We start from the raw sequence: 22,913 nt of genomic DNA, 5'->3' as shown, positions 1-22,913 counted from the left end.
ACTCCCCTTTAGCGTAAACAGTATAAACCCACAACACTCATGTCCTATCGATGGAACGATTTAGCCAGGCAGCGGAGCGGTGTGCGGATCTGATTAAAAAGAGCGACGAGCTGCTCGTTGTCTCTCACATTGACGCGGACGGGCTGACCTCAGCGGGTATCATCTGTACTGCGCTGCAGAGGCTCGGCAAGGGCTACGATACCCGGTTCGTAAAGAAGCTGGACGCGGAGGCGCTGAAGCAGATAGCGGCCATCGCCGGGAAGCGTACTGTGATCTTCACCGACCTCGGGAGCGGGGCGATCGACCAGATCAATGAGCTGGGGCTGACAGCGGTGATCGCCGATCACCACCAGCCGAAGCCGTCCGACTACCCGTACCATCTGAACCCGCACCTCGTCGGGCTGAACGGGGCTACCGATATCAGCGGCTCAGGAGTAACGTTCCTGCTGGCGCTCAAGCTCGGCCCCAACGAGGACCTTTCTTCGCTGGCCATCGTCGGGGCCGTCGGCGATCTGCAGGACATGCGCACGAACGCGCTGGTCGGGGTGAACCGGCAGATCCTGACACTTGGGGTATCGGGCGGCTACCTGTCGTTCGAGAAAGACATCAAGCTCTTCGGCCGGCAGACCCGCCCTGTCTATAAGCTTCTCCAGTATTGCTCGGACCCGTACATGCCCGGGTTGAGCGGGTGTGAAGAGGCCTGCGTCACCTTCCTGGAGAACGCGGGTATCCCGGTCAAGGCGGAGTCTTGGAGGCGGTGGATCGACCTGAGCCGGGACGAGAAGACCCGGGTCATCTCCAGCCTGTTCCAGCACTGCATGGCCTGCGGTATGCCCTCCCATAAAATCCAGCGGCTGGTGGGCGAGGTATATACCCTGTGCAAGGAAGAGCCAGGCACTGAAATGCGGGACGCATCCGAGTTCTCTACGCTGCTGAACGCTACCGCCCGGTACGAGTACGCCGAAACCGGCCTGGCCATCTGTACGGGCGACCGGGGCGAGGCTTTCCACTACGCCCGGGACCTGCTCGAGCAGCACCGCCGCAACCTGGTCAACGGCCTGAACTATGTCAGCGACCATGGCGTCACCCGGCTGAATAACGTCCAGTACTTCGACGCCAGGAGCGAGATCAGAGAAACGATCGTAGGCATCATCGCCGGCATGAGCAGCAGCCTGGACTGCGTCAGCCGGGGGATGCCCATCGTCGGGCTGGCCACGTCGACCGAGGGGATCAAGGTTTCGGCGAGGGGCAACCATGATTTGATTATGCGCGGCCTCAACCTGGCCCGGGCCATATCCGAAGCTGCAGCCGCCGTAGGCGGCGCCGGGGGAGGCCACGACATCGCCGCCGGAGCTACGATCCCCGCAGGTAAAGAGGTAGAGTTCATGGCTCTGCTGGACCAAAAAATCGGGGAACAGATAAAGAGCAAGCTATAAATGCGCCCCTGTCGGATATCCCTCGCAGCGAAAACATTTATATGCAGCCGGTTCATGTATGGATTTAGACGGAAGGAGATAATCAATGCTCATGTTTTATTCCGAGGAAAGATGGAACAACTGGATCAACCAGGTCAAAGAGAGCAAGTTCAAGTTTGACCCGAGCGCAGAAGGCCTCGGCAGGGAAGGCATCGTCTTCCTGGACATGGAAGAGGACGTCATCCTGGCGATCTGCAAAATCACGGGCAAGCTCCAGAACAAGTACATCACTAAAGAGGATGCGGCAGCTAACCTGGAGAACATGAAACGGATTATCCTCTCTCCCGTGGAGCCCATAGACCCCGACAAGGACGAGATGATTGAATCGGTGCAGCGGGCGCTCGTGGCGGTTTTCGGCGCAGCCGAATACTTCGTAGCCGGCGACTTCGACCCTAAAGCGGATCCGACAAAGCTCATCATCGATGCTTTCAAGGCTGAGGAAGCCGAAGACATGGACAAGACCTTCGAACTGGTCAGCAAAGCCGGCGCACTGGTACTGGCAGGCAAGTCGTTCGACAGCGAGAAAGCGCTGGACAAGGTCGCCCCCGACAGCCTGGTCGCCGAAGGCATCGACGGCCTTGACTCTATCGCAGCCGTGCTCGCAGGCGGCATCGACTACACAGATGAAGCTGACGACGAAGAGTGAGCAAAAAACGCTCCTTCCTGTTTTTTAAGATATTCAATGCGTACTGCCTGACAAACGCTATCTTCCCAGTATACGCGTACCCATCGTCTTTTCTTCTCTGACGGCTTTAGAGACGCGGGCAGTATCGAGGCCGTTTACGACGAATGCGTCCAGCCTGTTATTTAATAAAAATTCGGGAAGCGCGCTGTCGATGCAGGTTTCGCCGGTGCCGCAGAGTCTGGAAGCTTCTACGGTCTCCAAAAGTTTGCCGTCGGCGAAAATGCCGTCCACGTCCGTGGCTTTGATCAGCCTGCCTCCGGTCTTCAGGGCCATCCATGCGGCGATGGTGTCCGAGGTCACGTCCCAGCTGTGCGGCAATGCATCATCTTTCCGCAGGATCTCGTACGGCAGGGCGATTCTGATGCCTGTGCCTTTCAGCGAATCCGCCAGCGGTATGCCCGTGCCGTCGGCCAGATAATACGCATATTGATTCATGGCGAGGACCGCCATCCAGTGGGCGGCATCGTCGGATAATTGCTTCTCCCGGTAGACTTTCCTAATCGTGTCGGCAAAGTCGCCTCCCCCGGGAACGATGAGGATGTCTGCGGCTAACTCTTCCTCAGCTATCCGCTTTACCAGCGCCCGGGAGTGATCAAAGAGGCTGCCGCCTATCTTCAGCACGATCAAAGTTACCAGCCCATGCCGCTTCTTATCATGTTATACGAGATATAGAGTAACACGAGGTAAAAAATATACCTTATGTACCTGACGGGCAGCCTGTCCGAGAACATTGTAGCAAGCTTTGCCCCGATGACTGACCCGGGCACAATCGCCGCAGCGATGACCAGGGCTTCAGTAGCGGAGAAGAGTGTCCCCGAGCCCACGATGAAGTATGTGACGGCCCCGACGGATGCCGAGACGACGATCGTGGCGAGAGAGTTGGCGATCGCGTTTCTGAGCGGGACTTTCAAGAGCGAGTTCTGCACCGGCACCGCCAGTGTTCCGCCTCCTATGCCGAGCAGCGCTCCCAGCAGCCCCATGCAAAATCCCAGTGCTGAGAACGCCGGCACGTTGAGCTTCTCCGGCTCTTGCGCCTCGCCCAGATCTATTTCTCTCTTGACCAGTACCGCCTCTGCTATCATGAACAGAAGGAAAATGCCGAACAGGAGCTTGATACGTGTATCCGGGCTCCAGGCTGCGACCAGAGTGCCCAGGATGATGCCGGTCACAGACCACACGTTCATGATCCAGATCGTTCTCCTGTGCAGTAATCCCCGGCGCCTGTAGCTCATCACCGACGTCAGCGAGACGAAGATGTTGGAGATCAGCGAGACAGGTATGGCCAGGTGTATCGGCAGGCCGAAGCCCAGCGTCAGCACCGGTACGAGGATCACCGCTCCCCCCAGGCCGAGCAGGCCACCGAAAGCGCCGGCTATCAGACCAGTGATCAAAAACAGTATGATGCTGACGGCGGATAGCATTTTAAACGGTTATGATATCAGATTTGAATATGAAAAATGCTTTGCCCGTTTCCGGGCAAGCTTAAAAGTGAGAAAAGTAGAAGCTCTGGCTTAGAGAATAATCTCTATGTCCAGCTCTTCTGCAAGTTCCTTGTACCTGTTACGGATGGTGACTTCCGTCACGCCCGCCACGTTGGCGACCTCGCGCTGCGTCCTGCGCTCGCCGCACAGGATGGACGAGATGTAGATTGCCGCCGCTGCGACGCCCGTCGGGCCTCTGCCGCTGGTCAGCTCCTTCTCGGCCGCCTGTCTCAGGATCTCCACTGCCTTGCTCTGCACCTCACCTTTTAACGATAAGCCCGAGCAGAACCTCGGGACGTAGTCGATGGGCGACGTAGGCATGAGCTTGAGGCCGAGTTCCCTGGATATGAACCGGTAAGTCCTGCCGATTTCCTTCCTGCTGACTCTCGACACCTCTGCGATCTCGTCGAGCGTCCTGGGAACGCCGTTCTGCCTGCAGGCCGCATAAAGTGCTGCGGCAGCGACGCCTTCGATGCTTCTGCCACGGATCAGGTTCTTGGAGACTGCTTTCCTGTATACGACGGCGGATGTCTCCCTGATGTTCCTGGGCAGGCCCAGCGCAGAGGCCATCCTGTCCAGTTCCGACAGGGCGAATGCGAGGTTACGCTCTGTTGCGTTCGATACCCTGATACGCCTCTGCCATTTCCTGAGCCTGTACAGCTGTGCCCTGTTCTTGGAAGAGATGGACTTGCCATAAGAGTCTCTGTTTCTCCAGTCGATCATAGTCGACAGGCCTTTGTCGTGAATGGTGAATGTCATGGGGGCGCCCACACGGGACCGCTTCATGCGCTGATCGTGATCGAAAGCCCTCCACTCAGGGCCCATATCGATAAAGTCCTCGTCGACTACGAGGCCGCATTCGTTGCACACGAGCTCCGCTCTCTCATAGTCGTGTACAAGCTGGCGAGAGCCGCATTCCGGGCACTCCATGATGCGCTCTTCGCTTTCACCGGTCTTCTCGGTCTCCTTCTTTACTCTTTCGAGGGACTTCTCTCTGGAAACCTCTCGCTTCTCTATCTCTCTTATTTTTTCAATTTCTGCCACGGTAATACACCTTCTACGCGACGAATACTCGCTCGTTCACCAGCGCCTGCACGCTGGCTTTCGGTAACTTTCTATCTACTTTCACGGAGACGTAAGGGGCTTTTTCAGGCCCGAAAATATCGTAAACAGTGCCAACCCTGTCCATCTTTTTCGTTACAACCTTCGCGTTCATCTTCGGCAGCGACGTTTCTTCCAGTCTGATAATCAGGTGGCCATGCGGGGATAAATGCAAAACTCTGCCAAGTCGTTTCAAAAAACGTCACTTCCAAAACTATATATAGTCTTATGCGATAGTATAAAAACTTTACGCAATACTTAATATGCTATGCTATATTAGAATATACCGGCGCTATCTGCGCATTTTCATGAATTAGTGCGTTAATTTATTACTATGTAGCCAGTGGATATTAAAACTTTCTAAATTGCCTGTATAGTAAGACTATTACCTGTTATACGGCCTCTGCCGGATCACCTGCGGCCTACTATTAAATTCAGCTTACGTACGGCGTTTTCTCGCGTCAGGGCCGCCTCTTGCTCGCTCAGGCCTGCGCCTCTTGCTACCGCGAGGGCTCGGGCGCCCGTGATGAGGTCGCCCGGCGCGTGCGAGTCCGTGTCCACTACCATCATTGCACCCGCTTCCCGGGCTGTGTTGGCTACGTAGCCATTCGTCATGTTGTGGCCGCCCCTCGACGTGATCTCCAGCAGGATGCCGTTAGATGCGGCAAGCCTGGCCTCCTCCAGCGTCAGAAAGCCCGGGTGCGCCAGCACGTCCACGTCTTTACAGCTAACCGCCGCTTTATTCGTGCCCGGAGCTACAGGCTCCGCAGGCGTCTCCCCGTGCACCACGACGATTTCAGCGCCCAGCTCTTTCGCCCTCTTCGCCAGCGGTGCGATGTGCTCCGGCGGCAGGTGAGTCAGCTCCACGCCAGATATGACGACAATGCCATAGCTCTCCTCCAGCACCCTCGCCTTCTTCGAGGCGTCGATCAGCCTCTCGAGGTTCGTGTAGTCGGCGTGATCGGTGATGGCGATAGCCTCGTAGCCGATCACCTTCGCCCGGCGCACCAGCTCGCTGGGCAGGAGTTCGCCGTCGCTTAAAAGAGAGTGGGTGTGGAGATCGATCATGAATGAAAGTAAGCTCTGATTGAATATTAATTCTTTTCCAGGGGCAGAAAAGTCAAGAAAAAAGATTACTGCTTACCGCCACGCATGCGGATAATCTCTGTGCCTATCCTGCGCAGCAGATCCGTTTTAGGCCCGATGTTGTCGACGAGGACGTAGCCGCTCTTGTCCGCCCACGCTGCCGGGTGAGCTTTGCCGGTCACATGCTCGGGGTGCAGGCCCAGCTTTTCTGCAGCCTTGAATATCTCCATCACTCTCGGTGTCTTGACCGAGCAGGACATGGGCGTCAACCTGCCTTCGTTCCGGGCCTTGTTCGCGTCCAGGTATACGGGCCAAATTACTATCTGGTGTTTTTCCTTCATCTCTTCGCGCTGCATCTTTCTAAACTTACTCCTTATCCTCTATATGACTTTCGGGTTGAAAAGACAGGATGTTGTTCGACTCACGTTATAGCCGTATTTATGATCGCACATAGCGGGTCGACGCCCGTTCTATCAGTTACGCTTGTTTTGGCAGTTATAGGTAACAATAATCGCGGGTCGACGCCCGCCTGATGGCGGGCTACTCGTCGTTTCGGGTACTCCGATGCCGGGGCCGCGCTCGCACCCTCGTCGGACGACCTGGCTGCGCCTTCGGCTGCGCCAGTCGAACCTCCTTCGCAAGCGCTAAGCAACGCCACCTTCGGTTGGCGTTCATTGCCCCGTCATCTCCGTATCCTGCCCTGACGGGCAGGACAAGCCCGAAACGCCTCGCCGACCGCTAAACCATTCAGGTTGCATTGATAGGGTTACACAACAAGTATTGTCGGTATGCGGTCGACGGAGGTTTTTCGGGCCTGTCCTCGCATTAGCGAGGGGAAAATAAAAATGCGTCTTTTACTACTCCACCTTCAACTTCGGCGCGATCTGCATGGAGTCGTTTGCGACAGCAACCTTATCAAAGTCCATCATCTCGCTCATGAGGATGTGGAGCTGCCGCTCGTCGATGGTTCTGGTGTCTATGCAGAAGACGACTCTGCTGTTGCTCATCATGATCCGGTCGTTGAGGTAGTGGATGAACTTGAGCAGGGTTTCGTAGCTGCTGCGCATCATCAGGTACTCCATGCCGTCGAGCAGAATTAAGCCGTCCTTAGCCTCTGACATGAACTTGTATATCGTGGCGCCCAGGCTGGTCATGTTGTCGGGCTTGATGACGCTCTCGCCGGCGACTCCTTCGCCGCTGTTGAGCCAGATGATGGGAGTCTTTTCCAGGCCGTACTTCTCCCTGATCTTCTTCGGGTTCTGCCTTGTTATACATAAACCCTGGATGTTGTGCTTGACCTGGTCTGCGAATACTTCCATGTGGTCCTGCCGCTTCTTTTTGTCGAACAGGTAGATGACCCCGGGATCGAATCTGTATGCGGACGAAGTTTCGGGGGCTGCCGTGTTTTCTGTGACCGGCACGACCCTCAGGCCACTGATCTCGGAGAGATCCTTCAGGGTGATAATGAAGCCGCTCTTGATGCCGTCCTTGTATAGCCTGGCCGTCGAGGTGGTGAGCTTGATCACCGAGCCGTCTTTGCACTTGAACTCTCTGACATAGCTCTTGCTGTCTCCGAGGTCGAGCGTCGTTCCGGGGGGCAGCAGCGAGTTGACCGGCCGGCCGACGACTTCGTCCTGTGCGTAGGAGAGCAGCCTCGACGCACTACGGTTGAACGAGACGATGAGGCCAGAGGCATCGGTGGTCAGCATGGGGTCGGGGGACTCGTTGATGATGCTGGCCAGGTAGTTGCTCGTATCCTGGATCTTCTTGAAGAGCCGGTGGTTGTCCACTGCGATGCCCAGCTGGGAGCTGATGCTGAGCAGCTCTCTGGTATCGCTGGCATCGAGGCTCCTCCCGGGTGACAGGGTCATGATACCTACCACCTTGTCCTTGACGGATATCGGCACGTTTGTGACTGCGCTGGCGCCGTCGCTCTCGTACAGGTACTGGGTGCTGTCGCTGTAGAAGATGCTTCCCTGGTCTACAATGGTGATCCCCGGCACCGTCTGCTTGTACCTGACTACCCTGCCTCTCTCTAAGCGGGTGACCGCAGCCCTGAGCTTCATCTCAGAAGCATCCTCCGAGTCGAACAGGTATATGGCGCCCGAATCGATCTCGAGGAGGTTCAGGATGTCCCGGAGCACGTGGTCCAGCATGTCTCTGGTGTTGTCCGACTTGTTGATCGTGGAGGTGATCGAGCTGATGATCTCGAGGTGGCGGTTGTTTTCCATCAAGGTCTGCTCGGCCTGCTTACGCTCGGTGATGTCCCGGGCGAAGGTGCAGATGTACTCCCGTCCGTTGAACTTGAGGACGTTGGTGGTGACCTCTACCGGGAAGACCTTGCCGTCCTTTTTCCTGTGCTTCGATTCGAAGGTCCACCTGCCGTGCTCCTTGAGCCGATTCATGTGGTCCGGCCACTCTTGCTCCGTGATATCCTCGCTGATGTCCGCTATGCTCATCCTGAGCAGCTCGTCCCGGCGGTAGCCGAGCGACTGGCAGGCGGCCTCGTTCACGTAGAAGAAGTGTCCGTCGTCCCGGACCCAGAAGGCGGCGTCTGCGGCGTGGTCGACCGAGAACTGGGTGAACTGCAGCGCCTCCTCCGTCTGCTTCCGCTCGGTGATGTCCCGGAAGACCAGCACGGCGCCGATAGTGTTGTTCTTGTCATCCCTTATGGGCGCTGCGCTGCTGTCTATGGCGATCTCGTTCCCGTTCCGGGCGATGAGGATGACGTCGTTCTGCTGAATGACGGCAGCGCCTTCTTTGATGACTCTGCTGACCGGGCTCTCCAGCGTCCTGCCCGCCTCGTCTATGAGGTTGAAGATGCCGAACAGATCCCGCCTGTGCGCTTCCTCCTGCTTCCAGCCGGTCAGGTTTTCGGCAACGTGGTTCATGAACGTGATCTTGCCCGCCATGTCCGTGGTGATGATCGCGTCCCCTATGCTCTTGAGCGTGACTGACAGCCACCGCTCGCTTTCCTTGAGCCGTCTCTCCATCTTGTGCTTGTACAGGGCCATCTCGATGGCAGTGAGCAGCTCTCTCTCCTCGAACGGCTTCAGGATATAGCCGAACGGCTCTGTGATCTTCGCCCGCTGCAGCGTGTTCGGATCAGCGAAAGCGGTGAGGAAAATGACCGGAATGTCGTACTGGCGCTTGATCTCTTCCGCAGCCTGGATACCGTCCATCTCCCCCTTCAGGAAGATGTCCATCAGCACCAGGTCTGGCTGTAATTCTCCCGCTTTCTCGATGGCCTTCTCACCGTAGGCGACTACCGCCGGCACTTCGTAACCGAGGTTTCTCAGCCGGTGCTGAATGTCCTTGGCGACAATGCTCTCATCCTCGACCACTAACAAGCGTGCATTAACCATCTTCCATCCCACTCGACATCAACAGCTGCAGCATATGCCTGATGATTCCAAGCATTGTGCCATTATCTTCTTTTTCCGTTATATACTTCTTCTACCAATCTTTAACTTTATGCTTCGAAGGTCGTGCACTTGCGCCGGTGCAGATACGCCGGCGGCGACAAATATTTCATTGATGATGCCATGATTGATCTAAAATCTTCACGGTGATATCTTGCATAAAATTCAGGTTAACGTAGGTGCCAGCGTCACAGAGGCCAACAAGAGGCAGGCAGAAGAGAACCGGGAACACCTCGAGGAACACGGCATCAAGGCGATCGACATTCTCGGAGCAGTGGGCTCCGGCAAGACTATGCTGGTCGAGAAGCTTACCCCTGTCCTGCGGAACAGAGGCTTCAAGGTAGGCGCCATTGTCGGCGACTGCTACGGCGACGACGACTATCAGCGCATCCACGCCCTGAACATCCCGACGGAGAACCTCAACACCGGCACGGAATGCCATCTCGACGCACACATGGTGCACCACGCGCTGCATCATCTGCCCCTGGACGACATCGACCTGCTGCTGATCGAGAACGTCGGCAACATGGTCTGCCCCACCGACTTCCCCGTGGGCAGCCACAAGCGGGTGGTCATCGTCTCCGTCACCGAAGGCGACGACGTGGTCAACAAGCACCCGGCCATGTTCCGGGAATGCCAGATCGGCATCATCAACAAGGTAGACCTTGCCGGGGCCGTCGGAGCCAGCATCGAGCGCATGGAAAAGGACATGAAGCGCCACAACTCGAACATCCAGATCCTGAAGACCAACCTGAAGACTGGTGCCGGAGTCGAGGAACTGGCCGACCTCATAACAAAATAAAGTATTTGTACCTTGAGCGATTATCCAGCATAGATAAACCTTCAAAGAGGTGACTACTGATGGCAGGATGTGGATGCGGCTGCGGCAGCAAGCCTAAGAAGGACGAGAAGGCTAAGGACTCGAAGAAGAAGGCGTAAGGCTTATCTTTAAGAGTCCCGGGACCTGTTTACTGTTACAATCATTGAATGCGGCCGTAAGGCCCTTCTCTTTTTACTTAAACTCTTTCTCCGTCCTGCTGACGCCTTCTCTGGCCATGTGCCAGCAGGCTGCTTTAGCGCCCGGACAATACGAAATATTTATATTATAGGACCTGTTTATTGTTCCAACGGTTTCAGTCGCGGGATACGTTCCCGCCGGGATGTGGCCTATCCATATTCATCATGACAGGATAGGTTGAACCAGGAAACACTATTCAAAGGAGACACGAAACTAATGGTAAAATCCGCATACAGCTACATACGCGATGCCTGGAAGAACCCCAGCAAGACGTATGTCGGCGAACTCTTCTGGGAACGCCTCCAGGAATGGAGGAAGGAGCCCACAGTCGTCAAGATCGACAGGCCCACAAGGCTCGACAGGGCGCGAGCACTTGGCTACAAGGCCAAGCAGGGCATCATCGTCGCACGCGCGCACGTCCGCCGCGGCGGCCGCCGCAAGTCCAGGTACTCCAGAGGCAGGAAGTCCAAGCACATGGGTCTGAGGACTCTGACCAGGCGCACCAGCATCCAGAGGATGGCAGAGGTCAGGGCAAGCCGCAAGTTCCCCAACATGGAAGTTCTGAACTCCTACTGGGTTGGCCAGGACGGCAAGCACAAGTGGTATGAGATTATCCTCGTCGACCCCCACCACCCGAGTATCGCCAGCGACAAGAACCTGAGCTGGATTACTAAGGGCACCCACCGGGGAAGGGCCGAGAGAGGCCTGACCAGCGCCGGCAAGAAGGGCAGAGGCCAGAGGCGGAAGGGCAAGGGCACCGAGAAGAACTACCCGTCTGTCCAGGCTCACGACCGCAGGGGCAAATGATCCACTATATCCTGTTCAGAACGCAGGCACACTCGACAGAGGAACCCTCGAGGGTCAGACAGGCCCTCGAGAACGTTCTTCCCCAGGATACTCCGATCGAAGCCCTCGAGACCGAAGGCTACTTCGGCAACCCTATCACTATTTTTACTGCCCGGCTGGAAAAGAAGGCTGCGACGCAGTACATGAAATTTCTACGTGACAAGCTGCCGGAAGAGGATCTCAGGGCACTGATCTCGGAGCTTCCGGAGCGGGTCAGCGAAGATTGCACATTCTTCCTCCGCCTGTCCAAGCAGGATGCCTATCTCGGCGACGTGAGGATCACGTACGCTGAGGACGCCATAGCACTAAAGGCCAAGGTGGCCGCGTACCCCGCCAAATATGAGCTGGGGCTCAAGATACTCCAGGACTATTTCCATGCCGGCGAGTGAGCAAGAGCTACACTACTATGACATGAACATTCACCCCTACCCGGAGGGCTCGAGTTCCGTCTCGAGAATGGCGCTGGAGGCCGGAAGACTGGGCCTGTCGGGGATATGCGCTTCGCCACACCACGACTTTTTCGCCGGAAAGGAGCCACTACCGCAGAACTTCAAAGTGCTCCGGGGTGTCGAAGTCTCGCCGGCGAACGCCAACGAGCTGCGCCGGCTGGTGGAAAAGTACCGCAGCCGGGTCCAGGTGCTAGCTGTTCACGGCGGCGACGAGGCGATCAACCGGGCTGCCTGCGAGGACGGCAGAGCCGACGTGCTCACCCACCCGCACGACGGGGGCAAGACCAGCGGCATCAACCACATCATCGCAAAGCTGGCCGCCGATAAGCAGGTGGCCATCGAGTTCAGCCTTTTTCCCATCATCCACAACCGGGGCGGGACCAGAGTCCGCACCCTGTCCAGCTACAGGGCTAACTTTGCCCTCGTCAGAAAATACGGGGCTCCCTACGTGATCACTTCAGGGGCCATGTCCCACTACGATTTGCGGGACCCGCGCTGCATGATCGCGATAGCCAGACTGTTCGGCCTGAACGAGGCCGAGGCGATCAAGGGCCTCACCTATTATCCGGAGCAGATCATCCGCCGGTCCTCGGCCAGCTACGTCATGGACGGCGTCGAGATCGTCGGGGCGGGAGGGGGCGACGAATGAAAATCCTGCCATCTTCCCTGCGGGAAAAGAAGCGGTACATCGCCTTCAAGGTCGTCACCGAGAGCGGCGATCCTGTAGACCGGAAGGTGCTGCTGGACGAGATATACTTCGCCACTCAGACCCTTCTCGGGGATACCGGCAGCAGCGAGATCGGCTACCGGCTCATGGACTTCGATGGCTTCCGGGGCATCCTGCGGGTGAACCACGGTGCCGTGGAGCTTGCCCGGGCAGCGATCGCCACTGTCTACGTCATCAAAGGCACCCGCGCTCACATCTTTATCTCAGGAGTATCGGGTACGATACGGGCTGCAACAGAAAAATATATTGTTCCAGAAAACATAGCTTCCACTAATATCCTTTCTATACAAATTCGCCATGGGCGCATGTCCGGAACTGCGGTGAGAGAGAAGGGAGATGAAATTGACATTGTTCCGGATGAACGGGAGGTACTGAAACGCGGGAACACCCGCTATCTCAGCCTAACCTCTTCTGATACAGTAACTAATCAACAGGAGTGAAAGACAAGATGCAGCAGATGACACCACAGATGATGGGCTACGACCGGGCTATCACCGTGTTCAGCCCCGACGGCCGGCTGTTCCAGGTTCATTACGCACAGGAGGCGGTCCGCAGGGGAGCGACCGTCATGGGCCTGAAATCGAAAGATGGCATCGCACTGCTGGTGGACAAGAGGATCTCCACCAAGCTGCTCGAGGCAGAATCAATCGAGAAGATCTTCAAGATCGACGATCACATCGGAGCGGTCGCCTCCGGTCTGGTGGCCGACGGCCGGGCGCTGGTCGACCGGGCAAGGGTAGAAGCCCAGATCAACCACATCACCTACGACGAGCCGATCAGCATAGGCATATTAGCGAAGAAGATCTCCGATCACATCCAGCAGCTCACCCAGTACGGCGGCATGAGGCCGTACGGTAGTGCCCTCCTAATCGCCGGCGTGGACGAAACCGGCCAGCGCCTGTTTGAGACTGACCCGTCGGGTGCTCTGTACGAGTACAAGGCTGTCTCCATCGGCGCCAACCGGAACACCGTCATGGAAATGCTGGAAAGCCAGTACAGAACCGACATGTCCCTCGAAGAGGCAATAGTGCTCGGTATCAAGGCGCTATACAAGTCGATGGAAGCCAAGGGCGAGGTCCCGACCATCGAGATCGGCGTCATCGACGTCGAGACCCGGAAGTTCCGGAAGCTGTCGGAGAGCGAAGTCAAAGACTATATCAGCAAGGCCGACATTAAGAAGCCGGACGCAGAATCTGCGGCCAGACCAGAGAGAGAAGAGTGATCAAGCATGGTGACGCTCGACAACGCGGTCGTAGCGAGGCTGAAGACTCACGGTGAGCACTTCGAGATCCTCGTCGACCCCGACGGTGCGCAGGAGCTAAAACGTGGCGCACCGATCAAGATCGAAGACATCCTGGCCGTTGAAGACGTTTTCTCCAACGCGTCCAGGGGCGACCGGGTGCCTGAAGAAGACCTGGTGAAGGCCTTCGGTACCACCGCCGTTTTCGAGATCGCCCGCAAGATCATCACTGAAGGCGAGATCAACCTGACTGCCGAGCAGAGGCACCGCATGATCGAAGAGAAGCGGCGCCAGGTAGTCAGCTTCATCTCCCGGAACGCTATCAACCCGCAAACCATGACACCCCATCCGCCCCAGCGTATCGAGCGGGCAATGGAGGAAGCGGGTGTCCACATCGATCTCACCAAATCAGTAGAAGAGAACGTCAACATAGTGATGAAAGCCATCCGGCCCATCATTCCTATCCGCTTTGAGGAAGTCAAGATCGCCGTCAAGATCCCCGGGACCTATGCTCCCCGGGCTTTCGGAGAGATCACGTCTTTCGGAAAGCTGATCAAGGACGAGTGGCAGAACAACGGCACGTGGATCGGAGTTATCCAGATACCGGCGGGCATGCAGCCCGAATTTTACGATCTCGTCAACAAGCTGAGCAAGGGTGAGGCAGAGACCAAGCTGCTCCGCTGAGTGTGTGAGAGGAATCACAATGTCTGAAAGAGAACTGGTAGTTCCAGGCGATCTGCTCGGAGAGGACCCGAAACTCGCGAGCCACGGCACCTATGTGCAGGACGGCAAAGTATACGCGGCCAACTTCGGCCTGGTAGACCGCCGGAACAGCATCAAAGTCATCCCATTATCGGGCAGGTACATACCCGCCCGGGGCGACCTGGTCATCGGGAAAGTCACTGACGTGACGTTCTCCAACTGGATCGTCGATATCAACTCCCCCTACGAGGGCCTGCTCCACGCATCGGAGTACCCGGAGAGGGTGGACCAGAACAACATGACCAAGTACCTCCACGAGGGCGAGCTCATCATCGCCAAAATCTCCGACGTAGACCCGTCGATGAAGGTAGAGCTCACGCTGCGGGAGGAACACCTGAAAATTCTCAAGGACGGCCGGGTAATCGAGATCTCCCACGTGAAGATCCCCAGGGTGATCGGCCGCAACGGCTCCATGATCAAGATGCTCATGAAAGATCTGGACTGCAGCATCTTCGTCGGTCAGAACGGCAGGATATGGCTAAAGGGAGATGACAAGAAGGTCGACCTCGCGATTCGCACCATCTTCAAGATCGAGCGTGAGGCGCACACGTCGGGCCTGACTGACAAGATCAAGGAGTACCTGAAAAACGAGCTTGAAGTTATGAGGAATCAAAATGAGTAAGCCAGAGAAACTAATTGTGGATGGGAAGAGGCTGGACGGAAGAGGGCCGTTCGACCTGCGCCCTATCAAGTTCCAGGCGGGAGTGCTCAAGCGTGCAGACGGCTCCTGCTACTTAGAGTTTGGCGGCAACAAGGTCATGGCCGCCGTGTACGGGCCCAGAGAAGTGCACCCGAGGCACCTGCAGCAGGCATCTAACGCAATCGTGCGCTACAGGTACAACATGGCTTCATTCTCGGTGGAAGAGCGGAAGAGGCCGGGACCGGACAGGAGGAGCATCGAGATCTCCAAGGTGAGCCGGGAAGCGCTGGAATCTGTCATTCTCAAAGAACTTTACCCGAGGTCTGCCATCGACATTTTCGTCGAGATCCTGCAGGCCGACGCAGGCACTCGCGTGGCGGGCATCAACGCTGCCTCGGTCGCGCTGGCCGACGCGGGCATCCCCATGAAGTGCCTGGTCTCGGCTTGCGCAGTGGGCAAGGCTGATGACACGCTCGTGCTCGACCTCAACAAGGACGAGGACAACTACGGCCAGGCCGACCTGCCCATCGCGATGAACCAGTTCGGCGAGATCACGCTGTGCCAGATGGACGGCCACATGACGTCCGACGAGTTCAGCACCGCCTTGAACATGGCCATCGAAGGATGTAAGAAGCTCCACGAACTGCAGAAGCAGGCGCTGGTCGAGAAGTACGCAAGAGGCGTCGCTCCGATCGCAGTGGAAGTGCCCGAAGCAGGAGGCGAGACCAATGAGTGAAGACGTTATCGCAGAGATCAAGCGAGACTATATATACAGCCTCGCCAATCAGGGTGACAGGGCGGACGGTCGGAAGTTCGACGAGTTCCGCGCTATCTCAGTGGAGACCGGCGTAATCAACAAGGCCGAAGGCTCCGCCAGGGTAAAAATCGGCGACTCGCAGGTCGTCGTAGGTGTCAAGATCCAGCCCGGCGAGCCGTTCCCGGACACCCCGGACTCCGGTGTCATCATTACTAACCTGGAGCTTGTGCCGCTCGCATCCCCGACGTTCGAGAGCGGGCCTCCGAGAGAGGACGCGATTGAGCTGGCACGTGTCGTAGACCGTGGGGTGCGCGAATCAGGCGCAATTGATTTATCTAAGTTATGTATTGAAAGTGGTCAGAAAGTCTGGATGGTCTTCATCGATGTTCATGTACTTGATCACGATGGCAACCTGATGGACGCAGCCTCGCTCGGCGCTATCGCAGCGCTCAAGGCAACGAAGATCCCGAACTCCAAGTTTGGCCTCGGCGAGGACGTCAAGCTGCCCCTGAACGACGTGCCAATCGGCGTTACGGCGGTCAACATCGGCGGCGCAATCATGCTCGATCCGAGCCTGGACGAGGAAAGTGTCGCGCCCTGCAAGCTGACGGTGATCACCAACAAGGAAGGCGCCATCTCGGGCATGCAGAAGAGCGGTGTCGGCACGCTGACACCAGATCAGATTAATCATATCATTCGCCTCGCGAAAGAGAAGGCGAACGTACTCAGAGAAAAACTGGAGGGAATTCAGTAATGGTAACAAAAAGTGCAAAGGGAAGAAAGACCCGCAGCGCAGGCCGCTGGGGCTGCAGGTACGGCCGTAAGGCAAGAAACCTGGTAGCCGACATCGAGGGAAACATGAGGCAGGCTCACAAGTGCCCGAAGTGCGGACGCATGTCCGTATGGAGAGAAGGCACCGGTATCTGGTCCTGCATCAAGTGCAAGTACTCGTACACCGGCGGCACCTACCTGCCCCAGACCCCGAGCGGCAAGACAGCACTGCGCACTATCAGCAAGCTCTCGATCGCTGCCAAGGGTGAGTAACCGATGGTTTACAAGTGTGCACACTGCAAGCAGACCGTAGAAGTCGACAAAGACATGAAGGGCGTACGCTGTCAGTACTGCGGCCACCGTATACTGATCAAAGAGCGGCCGACCGCAATCAAAAGAGTGCCCGCAGTATAGTGCGGTTGCCCCGCAGTATCATGTGGGAGTGCTGGCAGCATAATGCACACACTATCGGTCGAGTTCGAGCTCGGAAGCATGGCTTCGTCTGTCTACCAGACACTCCGCCCCGAGCTGCAGGCTATACCATCGGAGCGCTCAAAAGTATCGCTGGAACAATCCGGCGATACTCTGAAGCTCTTCGTCGTCGCCGAAGACGTCGTCTCGCTGAGAGCCGCCATCAACACATGGCTCCGTCTCATCAAGATTTCAGAGGACATGTTTTTAACACGAGGGTGACTTTACAATGAACGAACTACCACCGCAGATCCAGAACCAGCTGGCCCAGATTCAGCAGGTCCAGCAGCAGGCGCAAGCCCTGATGCAGCAGAAGGCTCAAGTCGAAATGCTGCTCAGAGAGACTGAGCGCGCTTTCGAAGAGCTCCAGAAGACCGAAGAAGGCGCCGAAGTCTACAAGGGCGCAGGCGAGCTCCTGATCAAGGCCAAGCGCGAGGATGTGCTCAAGGACCTCGAGGAAAAGAAGGACAACTTCGACGTCCGCCTCAAGTCCCTCAGCCGCCAGGAAGAGCGTCTCCAGTCCCGGTTCAACCAGCTCCAGGAACAGCTTAAGTCCGCGCTGGGCAAGATGCAGGGCCAGGGCCCCGCAACCGGCGGCCGTGCCGAGTAAATCTATGAAGGAAGAAGAGATCATCGACGCGGTCTACCAGGCCGTCGTCGATCACATCTATTCTGTCGTCCCCGCCAAACGAATCGCCGACCTCGACATCTCGATCGGCATCGAAGGCAGGGATCTTACCATCGATATCACCCTGGTTACCGACCGTACCCAGGAGATCGACCAGAAAACAATTGAAGAAGCCATCAAGGTCGCGACCGAAAAGGCTGACGAGCTTATGGCTAAAAACGATTAACTTTTATTCCAGAGTACTCTGGGTGTGATTTACCACAGAGGCTCATGGAGCGACTGTTTTACCACAGAGGCACAGAGGTGCACAGAGTCTCACAGAGTACAGTTTACCACAGAGGCACAGAGGTGCACAGAGACTTTCTTAATATGGGGTTACTATATAACTATCTATAGAAAAATCTCTGTGTTTCTCTGTGCCTCTGTGGTGAGCCGTTTCTCTGTGTTTATCTGTGTCTCTGTGGTAATCCATTCGCCTCTGAATCTCAGTAGTGACTCGCTGTCGAGTTTTATAATACATCCTCTCTGAGCTGTAGTGCCCGGGTGAAAAAGCTTGAGGTAGCATAGTACAATAAAATGTTCGAAGAGATCATCCCGGTCAGGAAGATGGCGATGAAGATGCTGACCTGTATGGCTGCAGCCTGTACTGGGTTCGAGCCGCTCAGAAGCATGCCTGTCATGACTCCGGGTATCCACACCAGGCCTAAGTTTTTCATGTTATCGATGGACGGTATCAGAGCCGATAATATTCCCTGTTTTAAGCAGTGTTCTGTCGCCATTCTGGGCGATGTTCCCAGCGCAAGATACGCTTCAACTTCGCCTCTGCGGTTGCGTAGCTCTCCTCTGTACCGGTCTATGGCAAGCGAACTGACGTTCATGGCGTTGCCGATGAGGATGCTGCCTGTCGGTATCAGGTATCTTGGCTCAAGAGGGAAGATGCCGATCAGGAAAAATGGCACGAGCATCATTATAGACGTTATCGCAATTGAAGCTACAGCTGTCGGAAAGACCAGTTCCGGCTTACCGGCTCGTGCATACGTGGTATAGCCAGCAATAGTGGCCATGGCGAGCAGGATCAGGGCGCTCCAGTAGACCGGCAGATTGAACATCAGGATGATGACTGATGATAATATAAGTATCTGTACGATGGCCCGTGCGCCGGATACTGTCACTTCTTTCCATATGTGATACCTTGCTGCCAGGACGGCGGATATGATCAGAAATGCAAGAGCAAGCCCGAACCCGAGCATGATGACGTCAACCATGCTCTTCCCTCAGCTTACCGTCCTCCAGGACGTAGTTATGTCTGGAGACTCGTCTTGCCTGCGCTCTTTCATGGGTGACCCAGAGCATCGTCAGGTTATGCTCGACCTGCAGCCTCAGGAGCAGGCTTTCTACCTTTTCGGCCGACGCTCTGTCCAGTGCCGAGGTCGGCTCATCCAGCAGAAGCGCTTCGGGCTTGTTGGCCAGCGCTCTGGCGATGCTTACTCTCTGTTTCTCTCCTACGGAAAGATGCGTAGCGTCTGCATCGAGCAGTTCTTCGGGTATGGCTGCTTCGGATGCAAGAGCCTCGATATCGGCATCCGTGTGCCATAACTTTTTGCCAAAAGAGATATTGTCCCTTACGCTTCCCTTGAATAGGACCGGTGTCTGGAATACCATGCCTATTCTTCTGCGCAACTCTCTGGGATCATAATCCTTTATATTGACAGAGTCTACGAGAATCGTGCCGGAGTCTGCCTCGGTAAGGCGGTTTATCAGGCGCAGCAGCGTCGATTTTCCCGTCCCTGACGGGCCCATCAGGGTGATAAGCTCTCCCCTGTATACTTTCAGGCTTACACCGCTCAGGATCTCAGATCGTGAGAGTGCCCCTGGCTGTCGGGCTACTGTTTTATACACATCTATAAGCTCTATGTGAGGTTCAGCCATGCGGGTATCACGACATAAAATCGTGGTACTTCCGGGAATATCACTTTTAATCCCTGTACTGGCGAAAAGCCTGCACGTCAAGGGCGGGCGCTTCGCTATCTCTTAAAATATAAATCGTCAAAAGAGAAGGTTGCGGCGGATTCATGGCCCGCCGCTGCCATGTGCTTTTTGCTATACCCTATGCAGCTGCTACACTGCACTCAACAAATTGTTCGGTGCCAATATGGGATTAACACCTCTTTGTTGCTGCATTGTTGCGTTCTTCAGCTATTCCGCGTTCGACAGCTTTACGATGCTACAATCTCAGTGGGTTTGAACACCCTCTTCAATTTATTTTAGCGTTCGTATGCTTTCGGTATTCGACAACTGTACGGTGTCAGACTTCAGTGGGTTTGAACACCTTCTTGCCTTTGCGTTTTCGCCTTCAAACACTATGTTGTGTTTGACAGCTTTTCACAGGTATATTACCAATAGTCCATTGGCTTTTAAGCCATATATACTTGCCGATATGGGAAAAAACGGCTTACCGCTACCTATTTGTACTCAGAGAAAGATACATCTCAATTTAAGATAAATGGCGGGCATACGCCCGCTAAAAATGGTTCAATAGTACATGTCCCGGGTGACGAAGAGCCCGAGGCTCTTACGCTTGTCTATCGTCTCCCTGGCCATAGTTTTCTTGGCCAGCGCCAGTTTCTGAAGCAGGCCGGGGCCCGGCTGCACGGTGCTGATATCCTTGACTTCAAGCACTCCGTCTGCCTGCGCTCCGCTCAGCAGCTTTTCGCCTCTCCGGGTCCTGACGAAGACCGTGTTCCATCCGGGTTCCGAACCGATAGATCCTACGGAGATATCTGCGTACTCAGCAGTAAGATCGGGGCAGACGTGATCGCCGTCCTGCGCATACCTTGCCGCTTTCTTGATTCCGACTTCCCGTGTGCCTTCCTCTCCTTCGATCATAAATTTCCCTTTCGAAAGGTGCATCCGGCTCATCTGATCGAGGGGTACGCCTCCGTAGCCTTCGGCAATATCTCTCAAGCCTTCGTGGTGGAAGTTCTCGCTACAAAAAATACCTATGATGTAGCGGATTTTGTCGCCGACATGACGACCGCCGAACGGGTATAGCTGCATCTTGCGCACGGCCACGACCTGGCAGGGCAACCCCACGTACGCCACGTTCTCCAGAGCGTTCTCCCTGACCGCATCCTTAAGCTGGAACACGCTGGGCGACAGCTCGTACACGCTGCCGGCGCTGCTGATGATCTCTTCCCTGGTAGTGGCGACGAACTGGCCTGCATGCCAGTCCTGGCTCGCCCTCTTCGTGAGGACTGCTCCATCAATATCTCCCTTATCCAGGGCATCGCAGAGCAACGCTGTGACTGTCCCTCCATCCTGGGCTACCGCCCTGATTTCTTCTGCCGTGGCACGGGCGGTTACTACGCTTCTGTACTTTCCGAATCCATCGCCGGTCATAATTCCTCCAGCATCCTGTTCATCATATCCACCGGCTGGAAGCTCCTGGGGCACTGGGCATAGCATGCCCCGCACTTGACACATCGCTCCCAGTTAATGCTCGGGCGTCCCTGCACCATATCTATCGCTCTCGTCGGGCAGGCGAATGCGCATGCCCCGCAGCCAATGCAAAGAGCATTCTCAATGATTTTAGATATGAGATCACAGCCGCAGGCGAAACCACCCATGCCCTCTGTTGTCAGGTACTTCAGATAATCCGTGTCTCCCTCGACGAACGCCCTGATAACGTTATAGGCCATTTCGGGCCCGGGCGGAGATCCCGGTACGAACGCATCTACTTTTACGAGGCGGCTGATCTGCGGGAAGGACTCGTGCTGGGGCTGGGGACTCTGCCCTCCCCTTGAGAAGTTATTAATGGTAGCCGTGCTGGAGCAGCCGCCCCAGGCTACCAGGAACCCGGTATTTTCCCTCGCTTTCTTGAGGGACTCTACGCTCTCCTTCGACTGCAGGCAGGCCGCGCCGTCCACGAATAGCAGGTCGACCTTCGGTATTTCCGTGGCATCCGCAATCAGCGTCATGTAGTCGATGTCGACCATGTCCATCATGTCCAGCACTCGCTCGAAGTTGTCGAGGAACGAGATCTCGCAGCCCGAGCAGGCTGCCAGGTGCACGTATGCAAACTTAGGCTTCGTCATACTGGCCCTCCTCTGCTATCCGAGTACCGATCCACGACCCTGCCATCGTGTACGATTATGAAATGAGTAGCGCAGGAGATGCAGGGATCGTAAGACCGCATGACCCACTGTGCCCACCTGTGGTGGAAGCCTTCCGTAGCCTTCCCGATGGCCGGGATGCTCCACATAGTCGCGGGCATTGCCTTATAAAACGAGATGCGGCCGTCTTCGACCTTCGCCATATGGACGTTAGTGCCTCTCGGCGCTTCGTTGACGCCTATGCCCAGCCGGCCCGAGCCTTTCGTCACAGGCTGGTTAATGGTCCGGGCTCTGGTATCGAGTTTCTCGAGGATCTCCTCCGCCCTGTCCAGGCGGATAGTGATCTCTATAAGCCTGGCCCGGTTGAGCGCCATGGTACCCTTCGCATTGTAGCCCCGGAACTTCCACAGCCTCGCCCTCGGGCCGACCTCGACCGGGCCGCCTTTGATCATAGGTATGATCGTGCATGCCTCTACACCGATGTCTTCCCCGTAGTAAGGCACGGGCAGCACTTCTGAGTAATCTGGATAGTATTCCCTGCGGAATACGTCCGACCTGCCATAGATGAGGTCGGTGGCCATCAACGGCATGTCATGTGCCCCCAGCCCTTCCGGAACCCGGGCGGCATCAAAAGCTCCCTCCATAAACTGCCGCTGCTCTTCCCAGATGCTCCTGTATTCCCTGACCTTCTCCAGTAGCTTGCGTCTGGCAGCCTCGCTGATGTTCTTTGCCATGCCACCGATCCTGATGTGGGGCGAATGAATCGCCTCCCCGCCCGTCACCTCACAGATCTGCTGGCCAATCTTCCGCATCTTCTGGATGCGGATGATGGCATCTTTTTGCATTTCGGCGTCCGGAACAAAGTCCGGCAGGATCAGTATCTGCTGGAGCGGATGATCGTGTAAGTGGTTGCCAAGGTTACACAACTCTCTCAGCAGCAGGCCCTGGCGTGGCGGAGTCACGCCTATCGAGTCCTCAATCGCCTCTGCTGAGGCGGTAGCATGTGTTGGCGGGCATAGCCCGCAGAAACGGCTCGTGGCAACCGGGGCAAATTCCATCGCCCTGCCCACTAAGAATTTTTCGAAGCCCCGGACGAGTACCAGGCTCAGAAAGTGTCCCTTAGTCACGATTCCTTCATCGTCGACTTCCAGCACGAACTTCCCGTGGCCCTCGTTACGAGTGGTCGGGGCTATTACCACCCTTTCAGCCAAAAATAATCACCATTCAATAGTATTGTGACAA

Annotated in this window: 29 protein-coding genes; 17 read left to right on the top strand and 12 right to left on the bottom strand. The window is 56.2% G+C overall.

Annotation, left to right across the window (positions count from 1 at the left end; all coding sequences use genetic code 11):
• The first annotated feature begins 50 nt into the window (after positions 1-50).
• On the top strand, positions 51-1,436 hold the full coding sequence (locus RCI_RS05145) for a single-stranded-DNA-specific exonuclease RecJ (protein WP_012035338.1): 1,386 nt from the start codon (positions 51-53) through the stop codon (positions 1,434-1,436).
• A gap of 85 nt (positions 1,437-1,521) precedes the next feature.
• Positions 1,522-2,121: a DUF2150 family protein gene (locus RCI_RS05140; RefSeq protein ID WP_012035337.1), complete on the top strand. Its 600-nt coding sequence runs from the start codon at positions 1,522-1,524 to the stop codon at positions 2,119-2,121.
• 57 nt (positions 2,122-2,178) lie between these two features.
• Here RCI_RS05140 and RCI_RS05135 read toward each other — a convergent pair whose 3' ends face one another.
• From RCI_RS05135 to RCI_RS16135, 7 genes are all read right to left on the bottom strand, one after another.
• A complete protein-coding gene (locus RCI_RS05135) occupies positions 2,179-2,781 on the bottom strand; it encodes an amino acid kinase (protein WP_231844978.1) in 603 nt (200 codons plus the stop codon).
• Between the two features lie 8 nt (positions 2,782-2,789).
• Positions 2,790-3,551, bottom strand: a complete 762-nt coding sequence (locus tag RCI_RS05130) for a sulfite exporter TauE/SafE family protein (RefSeq protein WP_231844947.1) — start codon at positions 3,549-3,551, stop codon at positions 2,790-2,792.
• 120 nt (positions 3,552-3,671) lie between these two features.
• On the bottom strand, positions 3,672-4,685 hold the full coding sequence (locus tag RCI_RS05125; protein ID WP_012035334.1) for a transcription initiation factor IIB: 1,014 nt from the start codon (positions 4,683-4,685) through the stop codon (positions 3,672-3,674).
• 13 nt (positions 4,686-4,698) lie between these two features.
• Positions 4,699-4,938, bottom strand: coding sequence for an H/ACA ribonucleoprotein complex subunit GAR1 (locus RCI_RS05120; protein WP_012035333.1), 240 nt, complete (start codon positions 4,936-4,938; stop codon positions 4,699-4,701).
• A gap of 215 nt (positions 4,939-5,153) precedes the next feature.
• On the bottom strand, positions 5,154-5,810 hold the full coding sequence (locus RCI_RS05115; protein WP_012035332.1) for a histidinol phosphate phosphatase domain-containing protein: 657 nt from the start codon (positions 5,808-5,810) through the stop codon (positions 5,154-5,156).
• A 65-nt stretch (positions 5,811-5,875) separates the two neighbouring features.
• On the bottom strand, positions 5,876-6,184 hold the full coding sequence (locus RCI_RS05110; RefSeq protein ID WP_231844946.1) for a signal recognition particle subunit SRP19/SEC65 family protein: 309 nt from the start codon (positions 6,182-6,184) through the stop codon (positions 5,876-5,878).
• 501 nt (positions 6,185-6,685) lie between these two features.
• Positions 6,686-9,193: a PAS domain S-box protein gene (locus tag RCI_RS16135; protein WP_012035330.1), complete on the bottom strand. Its 2,508-nt coding sequence runs from the start codon at positions 9,191-9,193 to the stop codon at positions 6,686-6,688.
• A 211-nt stretch (positions 9,194-9,404) separates the two neighbouring features.
• On the opposite strand from RCI_RS16135, the gene hypB reads away from it, so the two are divergent.
• The 15 genes from hypB (at position 9,405) to RCI_RS05030 (ending at position 17,785) form a co-directional block, all read left to right on the top strand.
• Positions 9,405-10,052: a hydrogenase nickel incorporation protein HypB gene (gene hypB / locus RCI_RS05100; protein WP_012035329.1), complete on the top strand. Its 648-nt coding sequence runs from the start codon at positions 9,405-9,407 to the stop codon at positions 10,050-10,052.
• A 432-nt stretch (positions 10,053-10,484) separates the two neighbouring features.
• Positions 10,485-11,075: a 50S ribosomal protein L15e gene (locus RCI_RS05095; RefSeq protein ID WP_012035328.1), complete on the top strand. Its 591-nt coding sequence runs from the start codon at positions 10,485-10,487 to the stop codon at positions 11,073-11,075.
• Complete coding sequence (locus RCI_RS05090; RefSeq protein WP_012035327.1) at positions 11,072-11,503, top strand: RNA-binding domain-containing protein; 432 nt, start codon at positions 11,072-11,074, stop codon at positions 11,501-11,503. Before RCI_RS05095 ends, RCI_RS05090 begins: the two co-directional genes overlap by 4 nt.
• On the top strand, positions 11,490-12,212 hold the full coding sequence (rnp3, locus tag RCI_RS05085; protein ID WP_012035326.1) for a ribonuclease P protein component 3: 723 nt from the start codon (positions 11,490-11,492) through the stop codon (positions 12,210-12,212). Before RCI_RS05090 ends, rnp3 begins: the two co-directional genes overlap by 14 nt.
• Positions 12,209-12,730, top strand: a complete 522-nt coding sequence (locus RCI_RS05080) for an Rpp14/Pop5 family protein (RefSeq protein ID WP_012035325.1) — start codon at positions 12,209-12,211, stop codon at positions 12,728-12,730. Before rnp3 ends, RCI_RS05080 begins: the two co-directional genes overlap by 4 nt.
• Before the next feature lie 8 nt (positions 12,731-12,738).
• Positions 12,739-13,512: an archaeal proteasome endopeptidase complex subunit alpha gene (psmA, locus tag RCI_RS05075; RefSeq protein ID WP_048199016.1), complete on the top strand. Its 774-nt coding sequence runs from the start codon at positions 12,739-12,741 to the stop codon at positions 13,510-13,512.
• A gap of 6 nt (positions 13,513-13,518) precedes the next feature.
• Complete coding sequence (locus tag RCI_RS05070; protein ID WP_012035323.1) at positions 13,519-14,214, top strand: ribosome assembly factor SBDS; 696 nt, start codon at positions 13,519-13,521, stop codon at positions 14,212-14,214.
• A gap of 19 nt (positions 14,215-14,233) precedes the next feature.
• Entirely contained in the window at positions 14,234-14,914 is a 681-nt protein-coding gene (gene rrp4 / locus RCI_RS05065) for an exosome complex RNA-binding protein Rrp4 (protein WP_012035322.1), read from the top strand.
• Positions 14,907-15,668 carry an exosome complex exonuclease Rrp41 gene (rrp41, locus tag RCI_RS05060; protein ID WP_012035321.1) on the top strand — a complete coding sequence of 254 codons (762 nt, stop codon included), beginning with the start codon at positions 14,907-14,909 and terminating at the stop codon, positions 15,666-15,668. The genes rrp4 and rrp41 overlap by 8 nt, the downstream gene beginning before the upstream one ends.
• The gene (rrp42, locus tag RCI_RS05055) at positions 15,661-16,443 is read left to right on the top strand and encodes an exosome complex protein Rrp42 (RefSeq protein WP_012035320.1); all 783 of its coding nucleotides are present in this window, start codon (positions 15,661-15,663) and stop codon (positions 16,441-16,443) included. Before rrp41 ends, rrp42 begins: the two co-directional genes overlap by 8 nt.
• Entirely contained in the window at positions 16,443-16,733 is a 291-nt protein-coding gene (locus RCI_RS05050) for a 50S ribosomal protein L37ae (RefSeq protein ID WP_012035319.1), read from the top strand. The genes rrp42 and RCI_RS05050 overlap by 1 nt, the downstream gene beginning before the upstream one ends.
• A 3-nt stretch (positions 16,734-16,736) precedes the next feature.
• Positions 16,737-16,874, top strand: coding sequence for a DNA-directed RNA polymerase subunit P (locus RCI_RS05045; RefSeq protein WP_012035318.1), 138 nt, complete (start codon positions 16,737-16,739; stop codon positions 16,872-16,874).
• Between the two features lie 42 nt (positions 16,875-16,916).
• Positions 16,917-17,153, top strand: a complete 237-nt coding sequence (locus tag RCI_RS05040) for a KEOPS complex subunit Pcc1 (RefSeq protein WP_012035317.1) — start codon at positions 16,917-16,919, stop codon at positions 17,151-17,153.
• A gap of 7 nt (positions 17,154-17,160) precedes the next feature.
• Positions 17,161-17,541, top strand: a complete 381-nt coding sequence (locus RCI_RS05035) for a prefoldin subunit beta (RefSeq protein ID WP_012035316.1) — start codon at positions 17,161-17,163, stop codon at positions 17,539-17,541.
• A gap of 4 nt (positions 17,542-17,545) precedes the next feature.
• A complete protein-coding gene (locus tag RCI_RS05030) occupies positions 17,546-17,785 on the top strand; it encodes a DUF3194 domain-containing protein (RefSeq protein ID WP_012035315.1) in 240 nt (79 codons plus the stop codon).
• 283 nt (positions 17,786-18,068) lie between these two features.
• On the opposite strand, the gene RCI_RS05025 is transcribed toward RCI_RS05030, so the two are convergent.
• From RCI_RS05025 to frhA, 5 genes are all read right to left on the bottom strand, one after another.
• A complete protein-coding gene (locus RCI_RS05025) occupies positions 18,069-18,824 on the bottom strand; it encodes an ABC transporter permease (RefSeq protein ID WP_012035314.1) in 756 nt (251 codons plus the stop codon).
• Positions 18,817-19,488 carry an ABC transporter ATP-binding protein gene (locus RCI_RS05020; protein ID WP_148266534.1) on the bottom strand — a complete coding sequence of 224 codons (672 nt, stop codon included), beginning with the start codon at positions 19,486-19,488 and terminating at the stop codon, positions 18,817-18,819. Before RCI_RS05020 ends, RCI_RS05025 begins: the two co-directional genes overlap by 8 nt.
• A 603-nt stretch (positions 19,489-20,091) precedes the next feature.
• On the bottom strand, positions 20,092-20,958 hold the full coding sequence (locus RCI_RS05015; RefSeq protein WP_012035312.1) for a Coenzyme F420 hydrogenase/dehydrogenase, beta subunit C-terminal domain: 867 nt from the start codon (positions 20,956-20,958) through the stop codon (positions 20,092-20,094).
• On the bottom strand, positions 20,955-21,653 hold the full coding sequence (gene frhG / locus RCI_RS05010) for a coenzyme F420 hydrogenase subunit gamma (protein WP_012035311.1): 699 nt from the start codon (positions 21,651-21,653) through the stop codon (positions 20,955-20,957). Before frhG ends, RCI_RS05015 begins: the two co-directional genes overlap by 4 nt.
• Positions 21,650-22,882, bottom strand: a complete 1,233-nt coding sequence (gene frhA / locus RCI_RS05005) for a coenzyme F420 hydrogenase subunit alpha (RefSeq protein WP_012035310.1) — start codon at positions 22,880-22,882, stop codon at positions 21,650-21,652. The genes frhG and frhA overlap by 4 nt, the downstream gene beginning before the upstream one ends.
• Positions 22,883-22,913 lie beyond the last annotated feature (31 nt).

The organism is Methanocella arvoryzae MRE50 (assembly GCF_000063445.1).
Classification (GTDB): domain Archaea; phylum Halobacteriota; class Methanocellia; order Methanocellales; family Methanocellaceae; genus Methanocella_A; species Methanocella_A arvoryzae.
The sequence above is the reverse complement of the archived record's forward strand: the minus strand, read 5'-3'. Positions and strand labels throughout refer to the sequence as shown.